At 71.3% G+C, this 18,068-nt stretch carries 17 protein-coding genes and 2 tRNA genes; 5 read left to right on the forward strand and 14 right to left on the reverse strand.

The features are described 5' to 3' along the window. Positions 1 to 35: 35 nt before the first annotated feature. From ACFWN1_RS22610 to pgsA, 7 genes are all read right to left on the reverse strand, one after another. Positions 36 to 788: a YebC/PmpR family DNA-binding transcriptional regulator gene (locus tag ACFWN1_RS22610; protein ID WP_384364730.1), complete on the reverse strand. Its 753-nt coding sequence runs from the start codon at positions 786 to 788 to the stop codon at positions 36 to 38. An 80-nt stretch (positions 789 to 868) separates the two neighbouring features. Continuing rightward, the gene (pdxT, locus tag ACFWN1_RS22615) at positions 869 to 1,474 is read right to left on the reverse strand and encodes a pyridoxal 5'-phosphate synthase glutaminase subunit PdxT (protein WP_384364733.1); all 606 of its coding nucleotides are present in this window, start codon (positions 1,472 to 1,474) and stop codon (positions 869 to 871) included. A gap of 12 nt (positions 1,475 to 1,486) precedes the next feature. Then, positions 1,487 to 2,392, reverse strand: coding sequence for a pyridoxal 5'-phosphate synthase lyase subunit PdxS (gene pdxS, locus ACFWN1_RS22620; protein WP_384364736.1), 906 nt, complete (start codon positions 2,390 to 2,392; stop codon positions 1,487 to 1,489). Between the two features lie 145 nt (positions 2,393 to 2,537). Next, positions 2,538 to 3,080, reverse strand: coding sequence for a hypothetical protein (locus tag ACFWN1_RS22625; protein ID WP_384364738.1), 543 nt, complete (start codon positions 3,078 to 3,080; stop codon positions 2,538 to 2,540). Then, positions 3,077 to 4,285 (reverse strand): glycosyltransferase family 4 protein, encoded by a 1,209-nt coding sequence (locus ACFWN1_RS22630; protein WP_384364741.1) that lies wholly within the window; start codon positions 4,283 to 4,285, stop codon positions 3,077 to 3,079. The genes ACFWN1_RS22625 and ACFWN1_RS22630 overlap by 4 nt, the downstream gene beginning before the upstream one ends. Then, the gene (locus ACFWN1_RS22635; protein ID WP_384364744.1) at positions 4,282 to 5,190 is read right to left on the reverse strand and encodes a phosphatidylinositol mannoside acyltransferase; all 909 of its coding nucleotides are present in this window, start codon (positions 5,188 to 5,190) and stop codon (positions 4,282 to 4,284) included. The genes ACFWN1_RS22630 and ACFWN1_RS22635 overlap by 4 nt, the downstream gene beginning before the upstream one ends. Further along, positions 5,187 to 5,831, reverse strand: a complete 645-nt coding sequence (pgsA, locus tag ACFWN1_RS22640) for a phosphatidylinositol phosphate synthase (protein ID WP_384364747.1) — start codon at positions 5,829 to 5,831, stop codon at positions 5,187 to 5,189. The genes ACFWN1_RS22635 and pgsA overlap by 4 nt, the downstream gene beginning before the upstream one ends. 277 nt (positions 5,832 to 6,108) lie before the next feature. Here pgsA and ACFWN1_RS22645 point away from each other — a divergent pair, with 277 nt between their 5' ends. Together ACFWN1_RS22645 and ACFWN1_RS22650 are read left to right on the forward strand one after the other, a co-directional pair. Further along, the gene (locus ACFWN1_RS22645) at positions 6,109 to 8,307 is read left to right on the forward strand and encodes an elongation factor G-like protein EF-G2 (protein WP_384364750.1); all 2,199 of its coding nucleotides are present in this window, start codon (positions 6,109 to 6,111) and stop codon (positions 8,305 to 8,307) included. Between the two features lie 198 nt (positions 8,308 to 8,505). Continuing rightward, positions 8,506 to 10,149, forward strand: a complete 1,644-nt coding sequence (locus ACFWN1_RS22650) for a hypothetical protein (RefSeq protein WP_384364753.1) — start codon at positions 8,506 to 8,508, stop codon at positions 10,147 to 10,149. A 107-nt stretch (positions 10,150 to 10,256) separates the two neighbouring features. On the opposite strand, the gene ACFWN1_RS22655 is transcribed toward ACFWN1_RS22650, so the two are convergent. Then, positions 10,257 to 10,817, reverse strand: a complete 561-nt coding sequence (locus tag ACFWN1_RS22655; RefSeq protein WP_384364779.1) for an HIT family protein — start codon at positions 10,815 to 10,817, stop codon at positions 10,257 to 10,259. 67 nt (positions 10,818 to 10,884) lie between these two features. Here ACFWN1_RS22655 and ACFWN1_RS22660 point away from each other — a divergent pair, with 67 nt between their 5' ends. After that, on the forward strand, positions 10,885 to 11,541 hold the full coding sequence (locus ACFWN1_RS22660; protein WP_384364757.1) for a potassium channel family protein: 657 nt from the start codon (positions 10,885 to 10,887) through the stop codon (positions 11,539 to 11,541). Positions 11,542 to 11,571: 30 nt separating this feature from the next. On the opposite strand, the gene thrS is transcribed toward ACFWN1_RS22660, so the two are convergent. From thrS to ACFWN1_RS22675, 3 genes are all read right to left on the reverse strand, one after another. Further along, the gene (gene thrS / locus ACFWN1_RS22665; RefSeq protein WP_384364760.1) at positions 11,572 to 13,548 is read right to left on the reverse strand and encodes a threonine--tRNA ligase; all 1,977 of its coding nucleotides are present in this window, start codon (positions 13,546 to 13,548) and stop codon (positions 11,572 to 11,574) included. A 94-nt stretch (positions 13,549 to 13,642) separates the two neighbouring features. Next, positions 13,643 to 14,884 carry a hypothetical protein gene (locus ACFWN1_RS22670; RefSeq protein WP_384364763.1) on the reverse strand — a complete coding sequence of 414 codons (1,242 nt, stop codon included), beginning with the start codon at positions 14,882 to 14,884 and terminating at the stop codon, positions 13,643 to 13,645. Further along, the gene (locus tag ACFWN1_RS22675) at positions 14,881 to 15,447 is read right to left on the reverse strand and encodes a DUF4365 domain-containing protein (protein WP_384364770.1); all 567 of its coding nucleotides are present in this window, start codon (positions 15,445 to 15,447) and stop codon (positions 14,881 to 14,883) included. Before ACFWN1_RS22675 ends, ACFWN1_RS22670 begins: the two co-directional genes overlap by 4 nt. Positions 15,448 to 15,615: 168 nt before the next feature. Between ACFWN1_RS22675 and ACFWN1_RS22680 the strand changes: the two genes are divergently transcribed. Then, complete coding sequence (locus ACFWN1_RS22680; RefSeq protein ID WP_384364773.1) at positions 15,616 to 16,341, forward strand: 3'-5' exonuclease; 726 nt, start codon at positions 15,616 to 15,618, stop codon at positions 16,339 to 16,341. A gap of 81 nt (positions 16,342 to 16,422) precedes the next feature. On the opposite strand, the gene ACFWN1_RS22685 is transcribed toward ACFWN1_RS22680, so the two are convergent. The 3 genes from ACFWN1_RS22685 to ACFWN1_RS22695 form a co-directional block, all read right to left on the reverse strand. Further along, positions 16,423 to 16,494, reverse strand: a tRNA-Val gene (locus tag ACFWN1_RS22685). A 313-nt stretch (positions 16,495 to 16,807) separates the two neighbouring features. Next, a tRNA-Val gene (locus ACFWN1_RS22690) sits at positions 16,808 to 16,879 on the reverse strand. Positions 16,880 to 16,940: 61 nt separating this feature from the next. Then, positions 16,941 to 17,402, reverse strand: coding sequence for a TIGR02611 family protein (locus ACFWN1_RS22695; protein ID WP_384364776.1), 462 nt, complete (start codon positions 17,400 to 17,402; stop codon positions 16,941 to 16,943). A gap of 190 nt (positions 17,403 to 17,592) precedes the next feature. On the opposite strand from ACFWN1_RS22695, the gene ACFWN1_RS22700 reads away from it, so the two are divergent. Further along, the gene (locus ACFWN1_RS22700) at positions 17,593 to 18,006 is read left to right on the forward strand and encodes an SsgA family sporulation/cell division regulator (protein ID WP_010351314.1); all 414 of its coding nucleotides are present in this window, start codon (positions 17,593 to 17,595) and stop codon (positions 18,004 to 18,006) included. The last annotated feature ends 62 nt before the right edge of the window (positions 18,007 to 18,068 follow it).

Raw genomic sequence — 18,068 nt, forward strand, 5'->3', positions numbered from 1 at the left:
AGGCGGCACCGCAGCACTGCTCCGGCGCCGGCGGCTCACGCGTCGACCTTCTCCATGACCTCGTCGCTGACGTCGAAGTTGGCGAACACGTTCTGCACGTCGTCGCTGTCCTCAAGGGCGTCGATCAGCTTGAAGATCTTCCTGGCGCCCTCCTCGTCCAGCTCGACCTGCATGGTCGGGACGAAGTTGGAGTCGGCGGAGTCGTAGTCGATGCCGGCCTCCTGGAGGGCGGTGCGGACCGCGACCAGGTCGGTGGCCTCGCTGAGCACCTCGAAGGACTCACCGAGGTCGTTGACCTCCTCGGCACCGGCGTCCAGGACGGCGCCGAGCACGTCGTCCTCGGTCAGCTCGCCCTTGGGGACGATGATGACGGCCTTGCGGTGGAACAGGTACGACACCGAGCCGGGGTCGGCCATGTTGCCGCCGTTGCGGGTCATGGCGACGCGCACGTCGGAGGCGGCGCGGTTGCGGTTGTCGGTGAGGCACTCGATGAGTACCGCGACTCCGTTGGGGCCGTAGCCCTCATACATGATCGTCTCGTAGTCGGCGCCGCCGGCCTCCAGGCCGCCGCCGCGCTTGACCGCGGAGTCGATGTTCTTGTTGGGGACCGACTGCTTCTTCGCCTTCTGGATGGCGTCGTAGAGCGTCGGGTTGCCCTCGATGTCGACGCCGCCCATGCGGGCCGCGACCTCGATGTTCTTGATGAGCTTCGCGAAGAGCTTGCCGCGCTTGGCGTCGATCACGGCCTTCTTGTGCTTCGTCGTAGCCCATTTAGAGTGGCCGGACATCTGCCTGTCTCCTTCGCGTAACCCGATCCGATACGGACTCCCCCGGCGCTGGGAGAGCCTGAGGGGTACCGCCGGAGATCCTACAAGGACCGCGGCGTCCGGTTCGCGCGGACCATGTCGACGAAGAGCGCGTGCACGCGGTGGTCGCCGGTGAGTTCCGGGTGGAACGACGTGGCGAGCACGTTGCCCTGGCGGACGGCGACGATGTGGCCGTCGTGCTCGGCGAGCACCTCGGCCTCGGCTCCGACGGACTCGACCCAGGGGGCGCGGATGAAGACGCCCTCGACGGGATCGCCGTCGACGCCCTTGACGCCGACGGCCGCCTCGAAGGACTCGTTCTGCCGGCCGAAGGCGTTGCGGCGCACGATCATGTCGATGCCGCCGATGGTCTCCTGGCCCGAGCGCGGGTCGAGGATCTTGCCGGCGAGCAGGATCAGTCCGGCGCAGGTGCCGTACACGGGCATGCCCTCGCGCACGCGGGCGCGCAGGGGCTCCATCAGGCCGAAGAGGACGGCCAGCTTGGAGATGGTCGTGGACTCGCCGCCGGGGAGGACGAGGGCGTCGACCTCGGCGAGTTCTTCGGGGCGCCTGACCGGCCTGGCCACGGCGTCGGCCGCGGCCAGGGCGATCAGATGCTCCCGTACGTCGCCCTGGAGGGCCAGGACGCCGATGACGGGGGTGTTCATGGTGAGGGGGTCCTACCAGCCGCGGTTGGCGTAGCGCTCGGTCTCGGGGAGGGTGTCGCAGTTGATGCCGACCATGGCCTCACCCAGGTTGCGGGAGGCGTCCGCGACGATCTTCGGGTCGTCGTAGAAGGTGGTGGCCTTCACGATGGCGGCGGCGCGCTTCGCCGGGTCGCCGGACTTGAAGATGCCGGAGCCGACGAAGACGCCCTCGGCACCGAGCTGGCGCATCAGGGCCGCGTCGGCCGGGGTGGCGACGCCACCGGCGGAGAACAGGACGACGGGGAGCTTGCCCAGCTCGGCGACCTCCCTGACCAGCTCGTAGGGGGCGCGCAGCTCCTTGGCGGCGGCGAACAGCTCGTTGTGGTCGCAGCCGCGCAGCTTGGCGATCTCGCCCTTGATCTGGCGCAGGTGGCGCACGGCCTCCACGACGTTGCCGGTGCCGGCCTCGCCCTTGGAGCGGATCATCGCGGCGCCCTCGGCGACGCGGCGCAGGGCCTCGCCCAGGTTGGTGGCACCGCAGACGAAGGGGGTGGTGAACGCCCACTTGTCGGAGTGGTTGACCTCGTCGGCCGGGGTGAGCACCTCGGACTCGTCGATGTAGTCGACGCCGAGGGACTGGAGCACCTGGGCCTCGACGAAGTGGCCGATGCGGGACTTGGCCATGACGGGGATCGAGACGGCGTCGATGATGCCCTCGATCATGTCCGGGTCGGACATCCGGGCCACACCGCCGTCCTTGCGGATGTCGGCGGGGACCCGCTCCAGGGCCATGACGGCCACGGCACCGGCGTCCTCGGCGATCTTCGCCTGCTCGGCGTCGACCACGTCCATGATGACGCCGCCCTTGAGCTGCTCGGCCATGCCGCGCTTCACACGGGCGGTGCCGGTCTCGGGACCCTGGTTGTCGATGATGGACACGCGTGACCTCACTGGTGGGTAAAGGCGGTACTGAGGGTGAAGACGTTCTGCACCGTCGAGGAAACGCGACCGGGCCAGGCCACATCAAGGGCCAATGGGAATCCGGTGGATCGTTTTGTCCGGGCGTGCCCCGCCGGGACTCCGCTCAGGCGACCCGTTCGACCAGCGCGGCAGGCGGTTCGTCGTCCATCTCGAAGGCCAGCGGGAACGGCGCGTGCCCGGCGAGCCGGAACCAGCGGACCTTGCGGTGTCCGCGCAGCCGGCGGGCGGCGCCCACGGCGTCGTTGTGGAAGCGGCGGGCCATCGGCACCCGGCGCACCGCCTCGGCCAGCTCGCGGGCCGCGTTCTCGCCGCCGGGCGCGGCCCGTACGCCCTCCACCTGGCGGGCGTCCTCGAACACGGCGCGCAGCGCCTGGCTCAGCTCGCTCTCCGCCACCTCGCGCTGCTCCTCCTCGGCCTGCCGGGCGGCGTGCGCGGCCTCGTAGAGCACGATCGAGGCGGCCGGGTCCAGGACGCCGGAGGTGGCCAGTTCCTGCGCCACGGACGCCCGGCGCAGCAACTGCGCGTCCAGCGCGGCGCGGGCGGCGTCCATGCGGACGTGCAGCCGGTCCAGCCGGCCGGCGGTCCAGCTCAGATACACGCCGATCGCCAGCAGCGCGACGAGAGTCCAGATGAGGGTCGGGATCACGCCCGAAGGTTATCGGTGGAGGCCGCGGTACCGGATTCCGTGTCCCGGTCGCGGGCCAGGCCGAACCTCGACCACAGGCCCGGCCGCTCGTCGGTGGCGACGGCCGAGGTGCCGGTGGTGACCGTCTCGTACACCGAGAGGATGTCCGCGCCGACCGTGGACCAGTCGAAGCGGCGCACATGGGCGCTGCCCCGCGCGCGCAGCTCGGCCCGCCGGCCGGGGTCGCCGAGCAGGCGTACGGCGCTCCCGGCGAGCGCGCCGGCGTCCTCGTTGGCGAAGACCTCGCCCGCCTGGCCCTGGTCCAGGACCTGGACGAAGGCGTCCAGGTCGGAGGCGAGGACGGGGGCGCCCGCCGACATGGCCTCGACCAGGATGATGCCGAAGCTCTCGCCGCCGGTGTTGGGCGCCACGTACAGGTCGACGCTGCGCAGGAAGCGGGCCTTGTCCTCGTCGCTGATCATGCCGAGGAACTCCACGCGGGAGCGCAGTTCCCCGGGCAGCTCCGCGACGGCCGCCTCCTCGTCGCCCCGGCCCGCGATCAGCAGCCGGGTCCCCGGGTGCGCGGCGACGATCTTCGGCAGGGCCCTCATCAGCACCGGCAGGCCCTTGCGGGGCTCGTCGATGCGCCCCATGAAGCCGATCGTGCCGCCCTGCCACTCCGCCTTGGGCTCGGCGCCGGCGAAGAAGTCGACATCGACCCCGTTGGGGATCACCACAGCGTCCCCGCCCAGGTGCTCGACCAGGGTGCGGCGGGCGTACTCGCTCACCGCGATCCGGGCGCTGATCTTCTCCAGCGCGGCCTGGAGGATCGCGTAGGCGGCGATCATGGCGCGGGAGCGCGGGTTGGAGGTGTGGAAGGTGGCCACGATGGGCCCCTGCGCCGCCCAGCAGGTGAGCAGGCCCAGCGAGGGCGAGGTCGGCTCGTGGATGTGCACCACGTCGAACGCGCCGTCGTGCAGCCACCGCCGCACCCGGGCCGCCGAGAGGAACCCGAAGTTCAGCCGGGCCACCGAGCCGTTGTACGGCACCGGAACCGCGCGGCCCGCCGAGACGACGTAGGGCGGCAGCGGGGTGTCGTCGTCGGCCGGGGCCAGCACGGACACCTCGTGGCCGAGGCGGATGAAGTACTCGGCGAGGTCCCGGATGTGGAACTGGACGCCCCCGGGCACGTCCCAGGAGTACGGGCAGACGATCCCGATTCTCACGCGGGTCCCTTCGCCGGGCCGAGGTCGGCGAGCCACAGCCGCTGGAGCATGTGCCAGTCCTCCGGGTGCTCGGCGATCCCGGAGGCGAAGGCGTCGGCCAGCGCCTGGGTCATCACGGCCGTCTTCTCGGTCCGCGTACCCCCCTCGGGCACCTCGACCGGCGGGTGGACCCGGCCCCGCATGACGGGCGAGTCGTCGTACCAGAGGGTCACCGGGAGGAGCTGGGCGCCGGTCTGCTGGGCGAGGAGGGCCGGGCCGGCGGGCATCCGGGCGCGCTCGCCGAAGAAGTCGACCTCGACACCGGCGGCCGACAGGTCCCGGTCGGCGACCAGGCAGACCAGGCCGCCGTCGCGCAGCCGCCGGGCCAGGGTGCCGAACGCGGAGGCGCCGCTGTGCGCCAGCACCTCCATGCCCAGGCCCTCGCGGTAGGCGACGAACCGGTCGTACAGCGTCTCGGGCCTCAGGCGCTCGGCGACGGTCGTGAAGGGGATGCCGAGGCTCGTGGTGACCCAGGCGCCGGCCAGGTCCCAGTTGGCCAGGTGCGGCAGCGCCAGTATCACGCCCTTGCCCGCGGCCAGGCCGTCCGTCAGGTGGTGGGCGCCCTCGGGGTCGAAGCCGGTGCGCACCCGCTCCGCGCTCCAGGCGGGGAGCCGGAAGGACTCCGTCCAGTAGCGCAGGTAGGAGCGCATGCCCGCGCGGGACAGCTCGGACAGGCGCTCCGGGCCGGCCTCCGGCACCACGCGCGCGTAGTTGGCCTCCAGCCGCTGGACACCCTTGCCGCGCCGCTTCCAGGCGGCGTCGGCGACGGCACGGCCCAGGCGGGCCGCGACCGGCTCGGGGAGCTTCTTGACGGTGCTCCAGCCCAGCCCGTACAGCCCGTCGGTGAGGCGTTCGGCGGCACTCACGGGGCCGCGGCCTCCTCCGCCTCGGCGGACTCCCGGCGCACGGTGACGACGCGCTGGACCAGCGTGACGAGGCTGCCCGCCGCGACGATCCACAGCGCGACCGGCAGCAGGTACTGGATGCCCGGCACACCGAACTTGTGCAGGCCCGCGAAACCGGCCGCGACCAGCGAGATCACCAGCCGCTCGGCCCGCTCCACCAGACCGTTGACCGCCACCGGCAGCCCGATCGACTCGCCGCGCGCCTTGGTGTACGACACCACCTGGCCGCTGGCCAGGCAGAAGATGGAGACGGCGCACAGCACGTCGTCGTTCCCGCCGCCCGCGTACCAGAGGGCGAAGCCGCCGAAGATCGCACTGTCCGCGACCCGGTCCAGGGTGGAGTCCAGGAAAGCGCCCCAGCGGCTGGAGCGGCCCAGTTGCCGGGCCATGTTCCCGTCGACCAGGTCGGAGAAGACGAACAGCGTGATCACGATCGTTCCCCAGAAGAACTCTCCCCGGGGGTAGAAGACCAGCGCACCCGCGACCACACCGGCCGTACCGATGAGCGTGACGGCATCGGGGCTCACCCCCCGCCGGATGAGAAACGCGGCGAACGGCGTGAGGACACGCGTGAAGAATGCACGCGCGTACTTGTTCAGCATGGCCTTCCCGACGGTCGGTGTCGCCGTGGCCCGTGGTGGCCGTCGGCTGGCCCATCGTAGCCACGCGCGCCCGCGCACGGGGCGCGCACCTCGGCGACGGCTCGATCCGTGACCATCGGCACCGCCTCCCGGCGCCCGAGGAGGCCGTCGTATGGACGCGGCATGACGGGAGTGGAAAGCTCGAAGGACCGCGGGCGCCGCCGGAGCCGCCGTATCCACGCGGGTCCCCGCCGCGTTCGCGTCCCCGACGACCTCACCGTGCACGGGAGGCAGGATCATGGGCGACAGGACTCACGCACACCCCGGAGCCGCCGGCAGGGCGGTGACGGCCGACCACCCCGCGTCCGTACGGAACGTGGTGCTGGTCGGCCCCTCCGGATCGGGCAAGACCACCCTGGTCGAAGCCCTCGCGCTGACCGCGGGGGCGGTCAGCCGGGCCGGCCGCGTCGAGGACGGCGGCACCGTCTCCGACCACGACGACATCGAGCACCGCCAGCACCGCTCCGTACAGCTCTCGCTGGTCCCCGTCGAGTGGGACGGCATCAAGATCAACCTCCTCGACACCCCCGGATACGCCGACTTCGTAGGTGAGCTGAGGGCCGGTCTGCGCGCGGCGGACGCGGCCCTCTTCGTCGTCTCCGCCTCCGACGGCGTGGACGGCGCGACCCGGATGGTGTGGGAGGAGTGCCAGGCGGTGGGCATGCCCCGCGCCCTCGTCGTCACGCACCTGGAGTCCGCGCGCGCCGACTTCGAGGAGATGACCCGGGCGTGCGCCGAGGCGTTCGGCGCCGACGACCCCGACGCCGTCCTGCCGCTCTACCTACCCCTGCGCGGCCCCGCCGGAACCGACGGCCACGCCCCGGTGACCGGCCTGGCCGGCCTGCTCTCGCAGAAGCTCTTCGACTACTCCCCGGGCGAGCGCGAGGAGTCCGAACCCGGCGAGGACCAGTTCCCCGGCCTGGCGGAGGCCCGCGACCGGCTGATCGAGGGGATCATCGCCGAGAGCGAGGACGAGACCCTGATGGACCGCTACCTCGGGGGCGGGGAGGTCGACGTCAGGACCCTGATCGAGGATCTCGAACGGGCCGTCGCGCGCGGCACCTTCCACCCCGTCCTCGCCGCCGCGCCCGCCGCCGAGGGCGCCCGGCAGGGCCTCGGCACCGTGGAACTCCTGGAGCTGATCACCCGGGGGTTCCCCACCCTCGTCGAGCACCCCATGCCCGATGTCAGCGACCTCGGCGGCACCCCCCGCGAACTGGCCCCCTGCGACACCGAGGGCCCCCTGGTCGCCGAGGTGGTCAAGACCTCCTCCGACCCCTACGTCGGCCGCATCTCGCTGGTCCGCGTCTTCTCCGGCACCCTGCGCCCCGACGACACCGTCCACGTCTCCGGACACGGACTGGCCGACCGGGGCCACGAGGACCACGACGTCGACGAGAAGGCCGGCGGCCTCTCCATGGCCTTCGGCAGACAGCAGCGCCCCGTCGAGCGGGCCGTCGCGGGCGACCTGGTGTGCGTGGCCAAGCTGGGCCGCGCCGAGACCGGCGACACCCTCTCCGCCAAGGACGACCCCCTCCTCATGGAGCCCTGGCGTATGCCCGACCCGCTCCTCCCGCTCGCCATCCAGGCGCACAGCAAACCCGACGAGGACAAACTCTCCCTCGGCCTGTCCCGGCTCGTCGCCGAGGACCCGACCATGCGGCTCGAACAGAACCAGGACACCCACCAGGTCGTCCTGTGGTGCCTCGGCGAGGCCCACGCCGATGTCGCCCTGGAACGGCTCCGCAGCCGCTACGGCGTCCAGGTCGACGTCGTCCCGCACAAGGTGCGGCTGCGCGAGACCTTCGCCGGCAAGGCGGCCGGACGCGGCCGGCACGTCAAGCAGTCCGGCGGCCACGGCCAGTACGCCATCTGCGAGATCGAGGTCGAGCCGCTGCCCGGCGGCTCCGGCATCGAGTTCGTGGACAAGGTCGTCGGCGGGGCCGTACCCCGCCAGTTCATCCCCTCCGTCGAGAAGGGCGTCCGCGCCCAGGCCGCCAGGGGCGTCGCCGCCGGCCACCCCCTGGTCGACGTACGCGTCACCCTGCTCGACGGCAAGTCCCACTCGGTGGACTCCTCCGACGCCGCCTTCCAGACCGCGGGCGCCCTCGCCCTGCGCGAGGCCGCCGGCGAGACCCGCATCCACCTGCTGGAACCGGTCGCCGAGGTCGGCGTCCTGGTCCCCGACGACTACGTCGGCGCCGTCATGAGCGACCTCTCCGGCAGACGCGGCCGCGTCCTCGGCACCGAACAGACCGGCTCCGGGCGCACCCTGATCCGGGCCGAGGTACCCGAGTTCGAGATCGGCCGGTACGCCGTCGATCTGCGCTCCCTCTCCCACGGCACGGCCGCGTTCAGCCGCGCCTACGCCCGGCACGAGCCGATGCCGCCCCAAGTCGCCGAGCGACTGCGCGAACAGGACGGGGACAACCCGTGACTCCCCACGCCGGCGGGCGGCTTCTGCCGTCCGCCGACGCACGGGGACCGGCTGCCGATACCCTGGCCCAGGCGGTCCCGGACCGGCCGGACCGGCACCGTGGCCACGGGACATCGCGAGGATGTCCGGTTCGGCAGGTGTGCGCGGCGGGGAAGCCGGGAAGGCCGCAGGAGCGACACGGCGGCGATGGGGGCGGGAATGTCGGTTGGGACGGAGTGGGACGGGCCTCAGGTGCCCGTCTCCGGCGACGAAGGACAGGCGGCGACCCTCGCCCTGGCCTCGGCGGCCTACCGGGACAACATGATCGGGGAGATCAAGAAGGCCGACAACGAGTGGCACGCGTCCACCGTCAAGCCCGGCCGCATCCCGCTGTTCCGCCCCAACCTGGGCGAAGCCTTCTCCCGTGCCGTCGCCGACCGCCTCCTCGCACCGGGCCGCAAGCCCCTGATCCAGTCCTTCGGCGCCGACCCCCAGGTCGTCGTCGAACACTGCCTGGCCGCCAACAACATCCGCCGCGAGCGTGACAACAAACTGACCCTCGTGATGGTCGTGTGCGGCCTGATCTTCCTGCCCGGCCTCCTCGCCTGGCTCCTCGTCTTCCTGCTCCGGTCGTTCCTGGCCAGGCGCGAGGGACGGGCCGGGGCTCTGGGCACCGCGCTGCTCGTCGGCGTCGGCGTCCTCGCCGTGCTCTTCCTGGTCAAGCTGCCCTTCCACGGCTTCTGGGGCTGGTACACCCGTGCCGCCGTGATCGCCCCGGTCCTCGGCTGGTTCTGGGCCCGCCGCATCTGCGAGCGCACCGCCGCCGACCTGCGCGAACGCTGGGCAGGCCTGCTCTCAGGCAGCAGCATCGGCGCCAAGGTCCCCGAGGCCGTACCCCGCAGCCCCGGTGAGACCGCCGCCGAGCAGCTCCGCCAGTCCCTGGCCCGCCTCGGCGCCGAACAGCGCTCCAACTCCGTCTTCTACGCCGGCCCCAAGGGCGTCCTCGGCATGGGCACCCGCTGGGGCTCCTGGCAGCTCGCCGAGGACCTCGTCTCCGCCGACCCCCCGCGCGAGATCCATCCCTTCCGCAGCTGGGACGTCATACGCGCCATCCACGACCAGCTGCGCATGCTGGAGCGCGGCCCCCTCAACACCGGCGGCTTCCCCCGCCCCTCGGTACGGCACTGGATCGTCACCCCGATCGGCGAGAAGGCCGACGCGGTCTCCCGGCCCGACGGCACCGACGTGGAGGCGTTCCAGGTCAAGCCGCACGCCATACAGGAGATCTGCAACAAGCAGCAGTTCGGCAGCGGCGACCGGCACTACCTGGGCGTCCAGTGGACCTTGTGGGACGGACAGCTGGTCCTCACCATGATGATCACGGTGACCGTCCTCCACGAGACCCTGCGCATCGAGGTCACCGGCCACGCCCTCGGCCCGGTCAACCCGCTCTTCCACGCCAAGCCGGCCGCCCCCACCAAGGAGGTCGCCAAGACCCTCAAGCCGTGGGAGAACCGCACGATCAAGCTCCCCCTGGTCCCCACCGACGAGATCGTACGGCTCGCCGTCCGCGCCCCGCTGACCTGGTTCACGCCCACCCTGAACTGGCTCGGCGGCTCCATCGGCCTCCCCGAGCCCTTCGGTCTGCGGCACGCCTGGGCCGACCAGCCCTGGCGCCATCGCTTCATGGCCGACGACGCCCTGCGCGCCGCCACCCCGGTCCTGCGGGTGGTGCACTCCGCCGCGATCAAGGTGCTCAAGGAGAACGGCGTGAACACCGAGAAGTTCGGCGCCCGCTCCGCCTTCCTCAGCGGCATGGTCCAGGACCCGTCCCCGAGGAAAGCGGACCTCTACGACGCGTGAGCCTCCGGCGGCTCAACGGGAAGCGCCGGCCGCCCGCCGCCCTCGCGCGTCGGCACTGAAGGGGCCTCGTCCCCGAACCCCCGACGGGCTGGAGGGGGACGAGCCCGTCAGGTGGCGGGCCAGGCGTCCGCGAGCATCTCGCGGGTGTCGCCCAGCAGTTGGGGAAGCACCTTCGTCTGGCCCACCACCGGCATGAAGTTCGTGTCGCCGCCCCAGCGAGGCACGATGTGCTGGTGCAGGTGGGCCGCGATGCCGGCCCCCGCCACCGCGCCCTGGTTCATCCCGATGTTGAACCCGTGCGCCCCGGACGCCGTACGCAGCGCCGTCATCGCCTGCTTGGTCAGTTCCGCCAGCTCGGCCGTCTCCGGACCGGTCAGATCGGTGTAGTCCGCCACATGCCGGTACGGCACCGTCATCAGATGACCGCCGTTGTACGGGTACAGGTTGAGCACCGCGTACACATGCTCACCCCGGCGCACGATCAGGCCGTCCTCGTCGGATTTGGCCGGGATGGAGCAGAACGGGCAGCCGTCGTCGGCTCCGGGACCGCTCGGCTTGTTCTCGCCCTGGATGTAGGCCATCCGGTGGGGCGTCCACAGGCGCTGGAACGCGTCCTGCGTCCCCACTCCGATCTGCTGCTCCGGCTCACTCGTCATGCAGGGCAGTATATGGCGTCGCCCGTTCGCGGCGTGTCGCCGGGGCGGCGGGAAGGGTACCGGCGGCCAAGCTGGGCCGGTGGACCACGACAGAACCAAGACCCGCTGGGAGCGCCGCGCCGAGACGCCGCTGACCGTGGCGTCCCTGACGTTCCTCGGTTCCTACGCGGCACTGGTGCTCGCGCCGCGCCCCGGCACGGCCTGGGACGACCTGTGGATCGCCCTGCTGCTGGCCTGCTGGGCGCTGTTCGCCGTGGACTACGCGATGCGCTGGAGGCTGAGCGGGGAGGGCTCGCGCTTCGTGCGCACCCACTGGCTGGACACGCTTGTCCTGCTGCTGCCCCTGCTCCGGCCGCTGCGGGTCGTGCGGGTCTACGAGTCCATGGAGCACCGGCGGGGTCTGCCCCGGCTCCCGCTGTACGCACGGGTGATCGCCTACTCGGGGCTCACCGCCCTGCTGATGGGCTTCACCGGTGCGCTCGCCGTCTACCAGCAGGAACGGGACTCCCCCGCCTCGAACATGCGCACCTTCGGCGACGCCGTCTGGTGGGCCTGCTCCACCCTGTCCACCGTCGGCTACGGCGACATCGTGCCGGTCACCGCCGGCGGCCGGATCATCGCGGCGGCGATGATGGCGGGCGGTCTGGCCCTGCTGGGCGCGGTGACGGGGTCCTTCTCGTCGTGGCTGTTGCAGGTGTTCGCCCGGGAGGAGGACGACGAACCCCCGAGGCGCTAGACCTCGGGGGTTCGCACGGATCTGTCCGGGTCAGACCTGGACCCGCTCCGCCACGACCTTCTCGATCTTGGCGATGGCGTCCTCGAACGGGATGCCGTTCTCCTGCGAGCCGTCGCGGTAGCGGAAGGAGACGGTATCCGCGTTCATGTCCTCGTCCCCCACGATGATCATGAACGGCACCTTCTGGCGCTGTGCGTTCCTGATCTTCTTCTGCATCCGGTCCGAGGAGGAGTCCACCTCGACCCGCAGCCCCTTCCGCTTGGCCTCGGCCGCGAACCTCTCCAGGTACTCGACATGCGCGTCCCCGATCGGGATGCCCACGGCCTGCACCGGAGCGAGCCACGCCGGGAAGGCACCCGCGTAGTGTTCCAGCAGCACGGCGAAGAACCGCTCGATGGAGCCGAACAGGGCGCGGTGGATCATCACCGGGCGCTGCTTGGAGCCGTCGGGGCCGGTGTACTCCAGGTCGAACCGCTCGGGCAGGTTGAAGTCGAGCTGGATGGTCGACATCTGCCAGGTCCGGCCGATCGCGTCCTTGGCCTGGACGGAGATCTTCGGACCGTAGAACGCGGCGCCACCGGGGTCGGGCACCAGCGGCAGACCCTGCTTCTCGGCCACCTGACGCAGGGTCTCGGTCGCCTCCTCCCAGGCCTCGTCGGAGCCGACGAACTTCGTCTCGTCCTTGGTGGACAGCTCCAGGTAGAAGTCGGTCAGGCCGTAGTCGCGCAGCAGGCCGAGGACGAAGGTGAGCGTCTTGTCTAGCTCCTCCGCCATCTGCTCGCGGGTGCAGTAGATGTGCGCGTCGTCCTGGGTGAAGCCGCGGGCCCGGGTGAGGCCGTGCACGACACCCGACTTCTCGTACCGGTACACGGTGCCGAACTCGAAGAGACGCAGCGGCAGTTCACGGTAGGAGCGGCCGCGCGCGTCGAAGATCAGGTTGTGCATCGGGCAGTTCATGGGCTTGAGGTAGTAGTCCACGCCCTCGTCGAGCTGCATGGGCGGGTACATGCCGTCGGCGTACCAGTCCAGGTGGCCCGAGGTCTCGAAGAGCTTCCCCTTCGTCGCGTGCGGGGTGTAGACGAACTCGTAGCCCTCCTCCTCGTGGCGGCGCCGCGAGTAGTCCTCCATGACCCGGCGGATGATGCCGCCCCTGGGGTGGAAGACGGCGAGGCCGGAGCCGATCTGCTCCGGGATGGAGAAGAGGTCCAGCTCGTTGCCGAGCTTGCGGTGGTCGCGCTTCTCGGCCTCGGCGAGGAACTCCAGGTGCGCCTTCAGCTCGTCCTTGGACGGCCAGGCGGTGCCGTAGACGCGCTGGAGCATCGGGTTCTTCTCGCTGCCGCGCCAGTAGGCGGCCGCGTTGCGCATCAGCTTGAACGCCGGGATGTTGCGGGTGGAGGGCAGGTGGGGACCGCGGCAGAGGTCCTTCCAGCACAGCTCGCCGGTCTTGGCGTCCAGGTTGTCGTAGATGGTCAGCTCGCCGGCGCCCACCTCGATGTCCGCGCCGTCGTCGGAGGAGGCCGACCCCTTGAGGCCGATCAGCTCCAGCTTGTAGGGCTCGTCGGCCAGCTCGGCGCGGGCCTCCTCGTCGGTGACGACGCGGCGGGAGAACTTCTGGCCCCGCTTCTGGATCTCCTGCATCTTCTTCTCGATGGCCTTGAGGTCATCGGGGTGGAAGGGCTTCTCCACGTCGAAGTCGTAGTAGAAGCCGTCCTTGACCGGCGGGCCGATGCCGAGCTTGGCCTCGGGGAACAGCTCCTGCACGGCCTGCGCCATGACGTGCGCGGTGGAGTGGCGCAGGATGTCGAGGCCGTCCTCGGACGAGATCTCGACGCCCGCGACCTCGTCACCGTCGGACAGCTCGTACGCGAGATCCTTCAGCTCGCCCGCCACACGCGCGGCGATGACGGAGCGCTCCCCCGCGAACAGGTCGGCTGCGGTGGTGCCCGTCGTCACCACGCGCTCTTCCCGCTCGGAATCGCGTTGGATGATCACACGGACGTCTGACACCGGTCTCTCCTGACTGAAGGCTGAAGTGCGGCGCCGTACCAGGAGCGCGCGCACAACGGATCGTACCGACCCGCCCCCGCCGACCGCGAAACGGTTACGTTCCGTCGCCGTCTCCGCACGGCTCTCCGCATGCCTCCTCGAAGAAGTCGAGGTTCTCCTGGAGGGACTTCATCAGCCGGTCGCGTTCGGTCTCGTCGACCCGTACGGGGACGACCCCCGCGGCGCCGGTGAGTCTGCGGAAGCCGCCGCGGCGCTCCAGCCGGCCGCGCACGCGGACCGGGAGGCCGACGAGGTGGGCGTGGCCCGCCGTCCGGTAGTCCTCCTCGCCGAGGGTGAGCCGCAGGTGCGGGACGTCGGCGCCCGCGAGGACCCGCAGCCGTACGGTGCCCTCGCCGCGCGGTCCGGAGCGGCGCAGCCGGACGACGACGCCGGTGACGCTGACGGTGACGGAGGGTTCGGCGCGCAGGTAGCGGGTGCCTGCGGCGCGCAGGGCGGGGAGGTCGCCGGGTGAGAACTCGACGGGTCCGGCGGAGGCGGCGCAGTCTGCGGGGACTCCGGCGGCGGGTGCCCAGGCGATGGAGACGCGGGCGCCCTCGGTGCCCCGGACCAGTGCGGTGAGTGCTTCGGTGAGTTCGCGGCTGACTCCCGCTTCGACCGCGCCGTCGAAGGCGTCCATGCTTCCGGTGGCCCGCTGGTAGTCGATGGCCTCGCGGGTGGCGTGCAGGGCGTGGTGGAGGCGGACGGTGAGGGGGCGGCCGGCGGGCACGGGGGCGAAGGAGGTGAGGGTGCGGCCTTCGGTGGCGGGGCCGACGAGCAGGTCGGCGAGGAGGGCGGTGGCGGGGCCGCGGTGCCGGGCGCCGTGGTAGCCGGTGCGGGCGCGGGTGGCGAGGGCGGCGGCCAGGAGGGTCTGGCGGGCGGCGGTGCGCAGGCGTTCGTCGAGGGTCCAGGGGGTGGCGCCGTCGACGGGGCCTGCGGGGGTGTCGCGGTGCCAGCGGATCTCGTCGCTGGGGACGGCGAGGGCGATCAGGATCTCGCGGGCGGAGGGGGCGGCGGCGCGGTGGAGGGCGTGGAGGGCTTCGCCGAGGAGGTCGTCGGCGTCCGAGAAGGCGCGGTTCTCGGGGACGAGGAGGCTGGTGGGGCCGTCGGCGGGGGTGGGCGGGGTCCACCGGCCGTAGCGTCCGGGGATGCCGCCCCGGCGCTGCCAGCCGTGGCGGCGCAGCAACGTGGTGAGATCGGCGGGGTCGACGCGGGCGGGGTCGGGGGGCCGGTGCCAGGCAGCGTCGGCGGGATGAGGGCGGAGCCGGCGGACGGGTTCGTCGTGGTGGGGGCTTGTCATGGGCTGCCTCCCGTGCCGACCCTCGTCATGATCTCGCAGAGGGCGCGGTCGTCGAAGATGCGCGCGGTGGGGACGCGGACGGTGGTGCGGGTGCGTCCGGTGACGGGGTGTCCGGCGAGGTCGACCCAGTAGCAGCAGTGTCTGAGGTCCAGCCGGTCGTGTCCGGCGCGCAGCCAGTCGTCCTGGGAGCGCGGGACGATCATGACGACGAGGATCTTGTGCACCGAGACGGGGGTGCGGGCGAGTTTGCGCAGGTGGTCGTTGTCGAGGGTGAAGGAGAAGTGGGGGCCGGGGGGCCGGGGGGCGAGCTGGTAGGTGCACTTGAGCTGCACCTTGATGGTGACCTCGTCGTCCACGGTGTGGCCGGGGGCGCTGTGGCTGACGTGCCAGTCGATGCCGTTGTCGGGGAAGGGCTGGGACAGCGAGCAGCCGGCGGCGGCTGCGACCGCGTGCAGATAGCCGACCTGCAGGGTCTCCATACAGGCGGTGGTGGCGAGGGTGCCGCGAAGGTGGCCCGCGCGGTCGGGTAGCAGCCCGCCCCGCTCGGGCTGCGCCATGGCCATGGACAACAGCCTTCCGAACCAGGGGTTTCCCCACTGCGGGCCGCTGAACTGCAAAGACCCGTACTCCTGTTGTCTCCGTCCGGCGTACGGCGCAAACGGGCCGGGTATCACCAAACGGGCGGAAGACGGAACGTCAAGCGCCGCGTGCGGGCGAGGAGTTGAGTTGGGATGACGTGCTGGTACGAAGGGGCGCTGGCCGCCTTCGACACGGAGACGACGGGCGTGGACGTCGAGACCGACCGGATCGTGTCGGCCGCCGTCGTCGTCCAGGACGCGCCGGGGACGCGGCCGCGGGTGAGCCGCTGGCTGGTCAGTCCGGGGGTGCCGGTGCCCGCGGGGGCGACGGCGGTGCACGGGCTGACGGAGGAGCATCTCCAGCACAACGGCCGCTGGCCGGCGCCGGTGGTGTACGAGATAGCCGAGCAGCTGGCGGAGCACACGGCGATGGGCCGCCCGCTGGTGGTGATGAACGCGCCCTTCGATCTGACGCTGCTGGACCGGGAGTTACGCCGGCACCGGGCGTCGTCGCTGGACCGCTGGTTCGAGTCGGCGCCGCTCCGGGTGCTGGACCCGAGGGTGCTGGACAAGCAGTTGGACCGCTACCGCAAGGGCCGCCGCACACTGGGCGATCTGTGCGAGCAGTACGGGGTGGCACTGCGGGGGGCGCACGACGCGGCGGCGGACGCTATGGCGGCGCTGGATGTCGTACGTGCCGTGGGGCGCCGGTTCTCCGCGCGGCTGGAGCGGTTGTCCCCGGCGGAGCTGCACGCGTTGCAGGTGGGCTGGCACGCGGCGCAGGCGCGGGGGCTCCAGGCGTGGTTCGCGCGCAGCGGATCACCGGAGCTGGTGAGTACGGAGTGGCCGCTGCGGCAGGAGTTGTCCGCGGCGGCGTAGCCGGGCCGGTACCTCGTGGGCGCGGGGCTCCGGACAGCGGAAGAGCCGGCCCGCGGTGTGCGGACCGGCTCCTCGTGCCGGTGGGCGATACTGGGTTCGAACCAGTGACCTCTTCGGTGTGAACGAAGCGCTCTCCCACTGAGCTAATCGCCCGGCAACGCAGTGAACCATACAGGTCCGGGCGGGGTGAGTCCAAACCGCCGGCGCCCGGTCCGCGGCCCCCGAGTACCTTCCGTGCGGTGGAGGATGGAGGTGACCGGCGATCAGAAGGGTTTTCGTGAAGAGGACTTGATGGCGTCGGGAATTCACATGTTGTCGCACTTGCGGGAAATCCAGACGCTTTCCTTCGGAATATCGTCTGCGTTTTCCGCCGACGGCGGGAAGGGCACCTTGACGGCACCCGCTGCTTTTACATGCACACGCCGAAGGCCCGCCTGCTGTGCGCAGACGGGCCTTCGCTCCGGGGTGGGCGATACTGGGTTCGAACCAGTGACCTCTTCGGTGTGAACGAAGCGCTCTCCCACTGAGCTAATCGCCCCGGACGCAGGAAGAACATTACCCCATGTCAGAGGGTGCGGGTGACCACCCGCGGCGCCGGATCACTGATCCTGGATCTTCCAGGGTGGCACGACGCCGAACTTCCAGAGGTAGATCCCGACGAGCACGCCGACGATCACCAGGCCGAGCACGGTAAGGGCGATGTTGCGGCGCCGCACCTCGGGGTCCAGCGCCTTCTGCGCGGCCTCGGTGACCTTGCGCTTGGTCCAGCGCAGCACGAGCTGGGCCCAGACGAACTCGGTCGCCCAGATCGCCATGCCGCCGAAGATCACGACCCAGCCCGGACCAGGCAGCGGGAGCATGACGATGCCCGCGACGACCACGGCCAGCCCGAGCACGAACACGCCGGCCTGCCAGCTCAGGTGCAGGGCCCTGCGCCGCTTGATGAACTGCGGCGCCCTGGAGCCGAGACCGTCCCCGGCAGACTCCTCGTCCGTCTCCGTCTTCTCCGTCTTCTCCGGCACCACGGCGACCTCACCCGGCTCGTCACTCCCCGTATTCATACGGTCAAACCCTACCGGAGCGAATGAGTCACTGGAATGGTGGCAGATCTCGTATCACTTCTCGGCCGTAAGAGGTACCTAAAGCCACGCAAAACCCTCGAAGGGGTTTACAACGGCACCGTAGGTGGCATGTCGATTTCGCCGACGTGCGAATCCCCGAGCGCACACTGAGCGAAAGGCCCTGGCGCTTATGAACACCACGGTCAGCTGCGAGCTGCACCTGCGCCTCGTTGTGTCGAGCGAGTCCTCCCTGCCTGTCCCCGCAGGCCTGCGGTACGACACGGCCGACCCCTACGCCGTGCACGCCACCTTCCACACCGGAGCCGAGGAGACCGTCGAGTGGGTGTTCGCCCGCGACCTCCTCGCCGAGGGGCTGCACCGCCCCACAGGCACCGGCGACGTCCGCGTCTGGCCATCGCGCAGTCATGGTCAGGGCGTCGTCTGCATCGCCCTCAGCTCTCCGGAGGGCGAAGCTCTGCTGGAGGCGCCCGCAAGGGCCCTGGAGTCCTTCCTGAAGCGAACCGACGCCGCCGTGCCGCCCGGCACGGAACACCGGCACTTCGACCTCGACCAGGAGCTGTCGCACATCCTGGCGGAGAACTAGGCGACGACACCCCACCGAGCCGCCCGGCGCCGTCCACTCGGGGAGACGGCGCGGGCCGAGAC

The organism is Streptomyces sp. NPDC058459 (genome assembly GCF_042721685.1).
In the GTDB taxonomy this organism is placed as follows: Bacteria; Actinomycetota; Actinomycetes; order Streptomycetales; family Streptomycetaceae; genus Streptomyces.

Bases quoted from the DNA above. Each gene is read 5' to 3' on its own strand.
- ACFWN1_RS22610 (WP_384364730.1), bottom strand. From the start codon at position 788: ATGTCCGGCCACTCTAAATGGGCTACGACGAAGCACAAGAAGGCCGTG.
- pdxT (WP_384364733.1), bottom strand. From the start codon at position 1,474: ATGAACACCCCCGTCATCGGCGTCCTGGCCCTCCAGGGCGACGTACGG.
- pgsA (WP_384364747.1), bottom strand. From the start codon at position 5,831: ATGCTGAACAAGTACGCGCGTGCATTCTTCACGCGTGTCCTCACGCCG.
- ACFWN1_RS22645 (WP_384364750.1), top strand. From the start codon at position 6,109: ATGGGCGACAGGACTCACGCACACCCCGGAGCCGCCGGCAGGGCGGTG.
- ACFWN1_RS22650 (WP_384364753.1), top strand. From the start codon at position 8,506: ATGTCGGTTGGGACGGAGTGGGACGGGCCTCAGGTGCCCGTCTCCGGC.
- ACFWN1_RS22670 (WP_384364763.1), bottom strand. From the start codon at position 14,884: ATGACAAGCCCCCACCACGACGAACCCGTCCGCCGGCTCCGCCCTCAT.
- ACFWN1_RS22675 (WP_384364770.1), bottom strand. From the start codon at position 15,447: ATGGCCATGGCGCAGCCCGAGCGGGGCGGGCTGCTACCCGACCGCGCG.
- ACFWN1_RS22680 (WP_384364773.1), top strand. From the start codon at position 15,616: ATGACGTGCTGGTACGAAGGGGCGCTGGCCGCCTTCGACACGGAGACG.
- ACFWN1_RS22695 (WP_384364776.1), bottom strand. From the start codon at position 17,402: ATGAATACGGGGAGTGACGAGCCGGGTGAGGTCGCCGTGGTGCCGGAG.
- ACFWN1_RS22700 (WP_010351314.1), top strand. From the start codon at position 17,593: ATGAACACCACGGTCAGCTGCGAGCTGCACCTGCGCCTCGTTGTGTCG.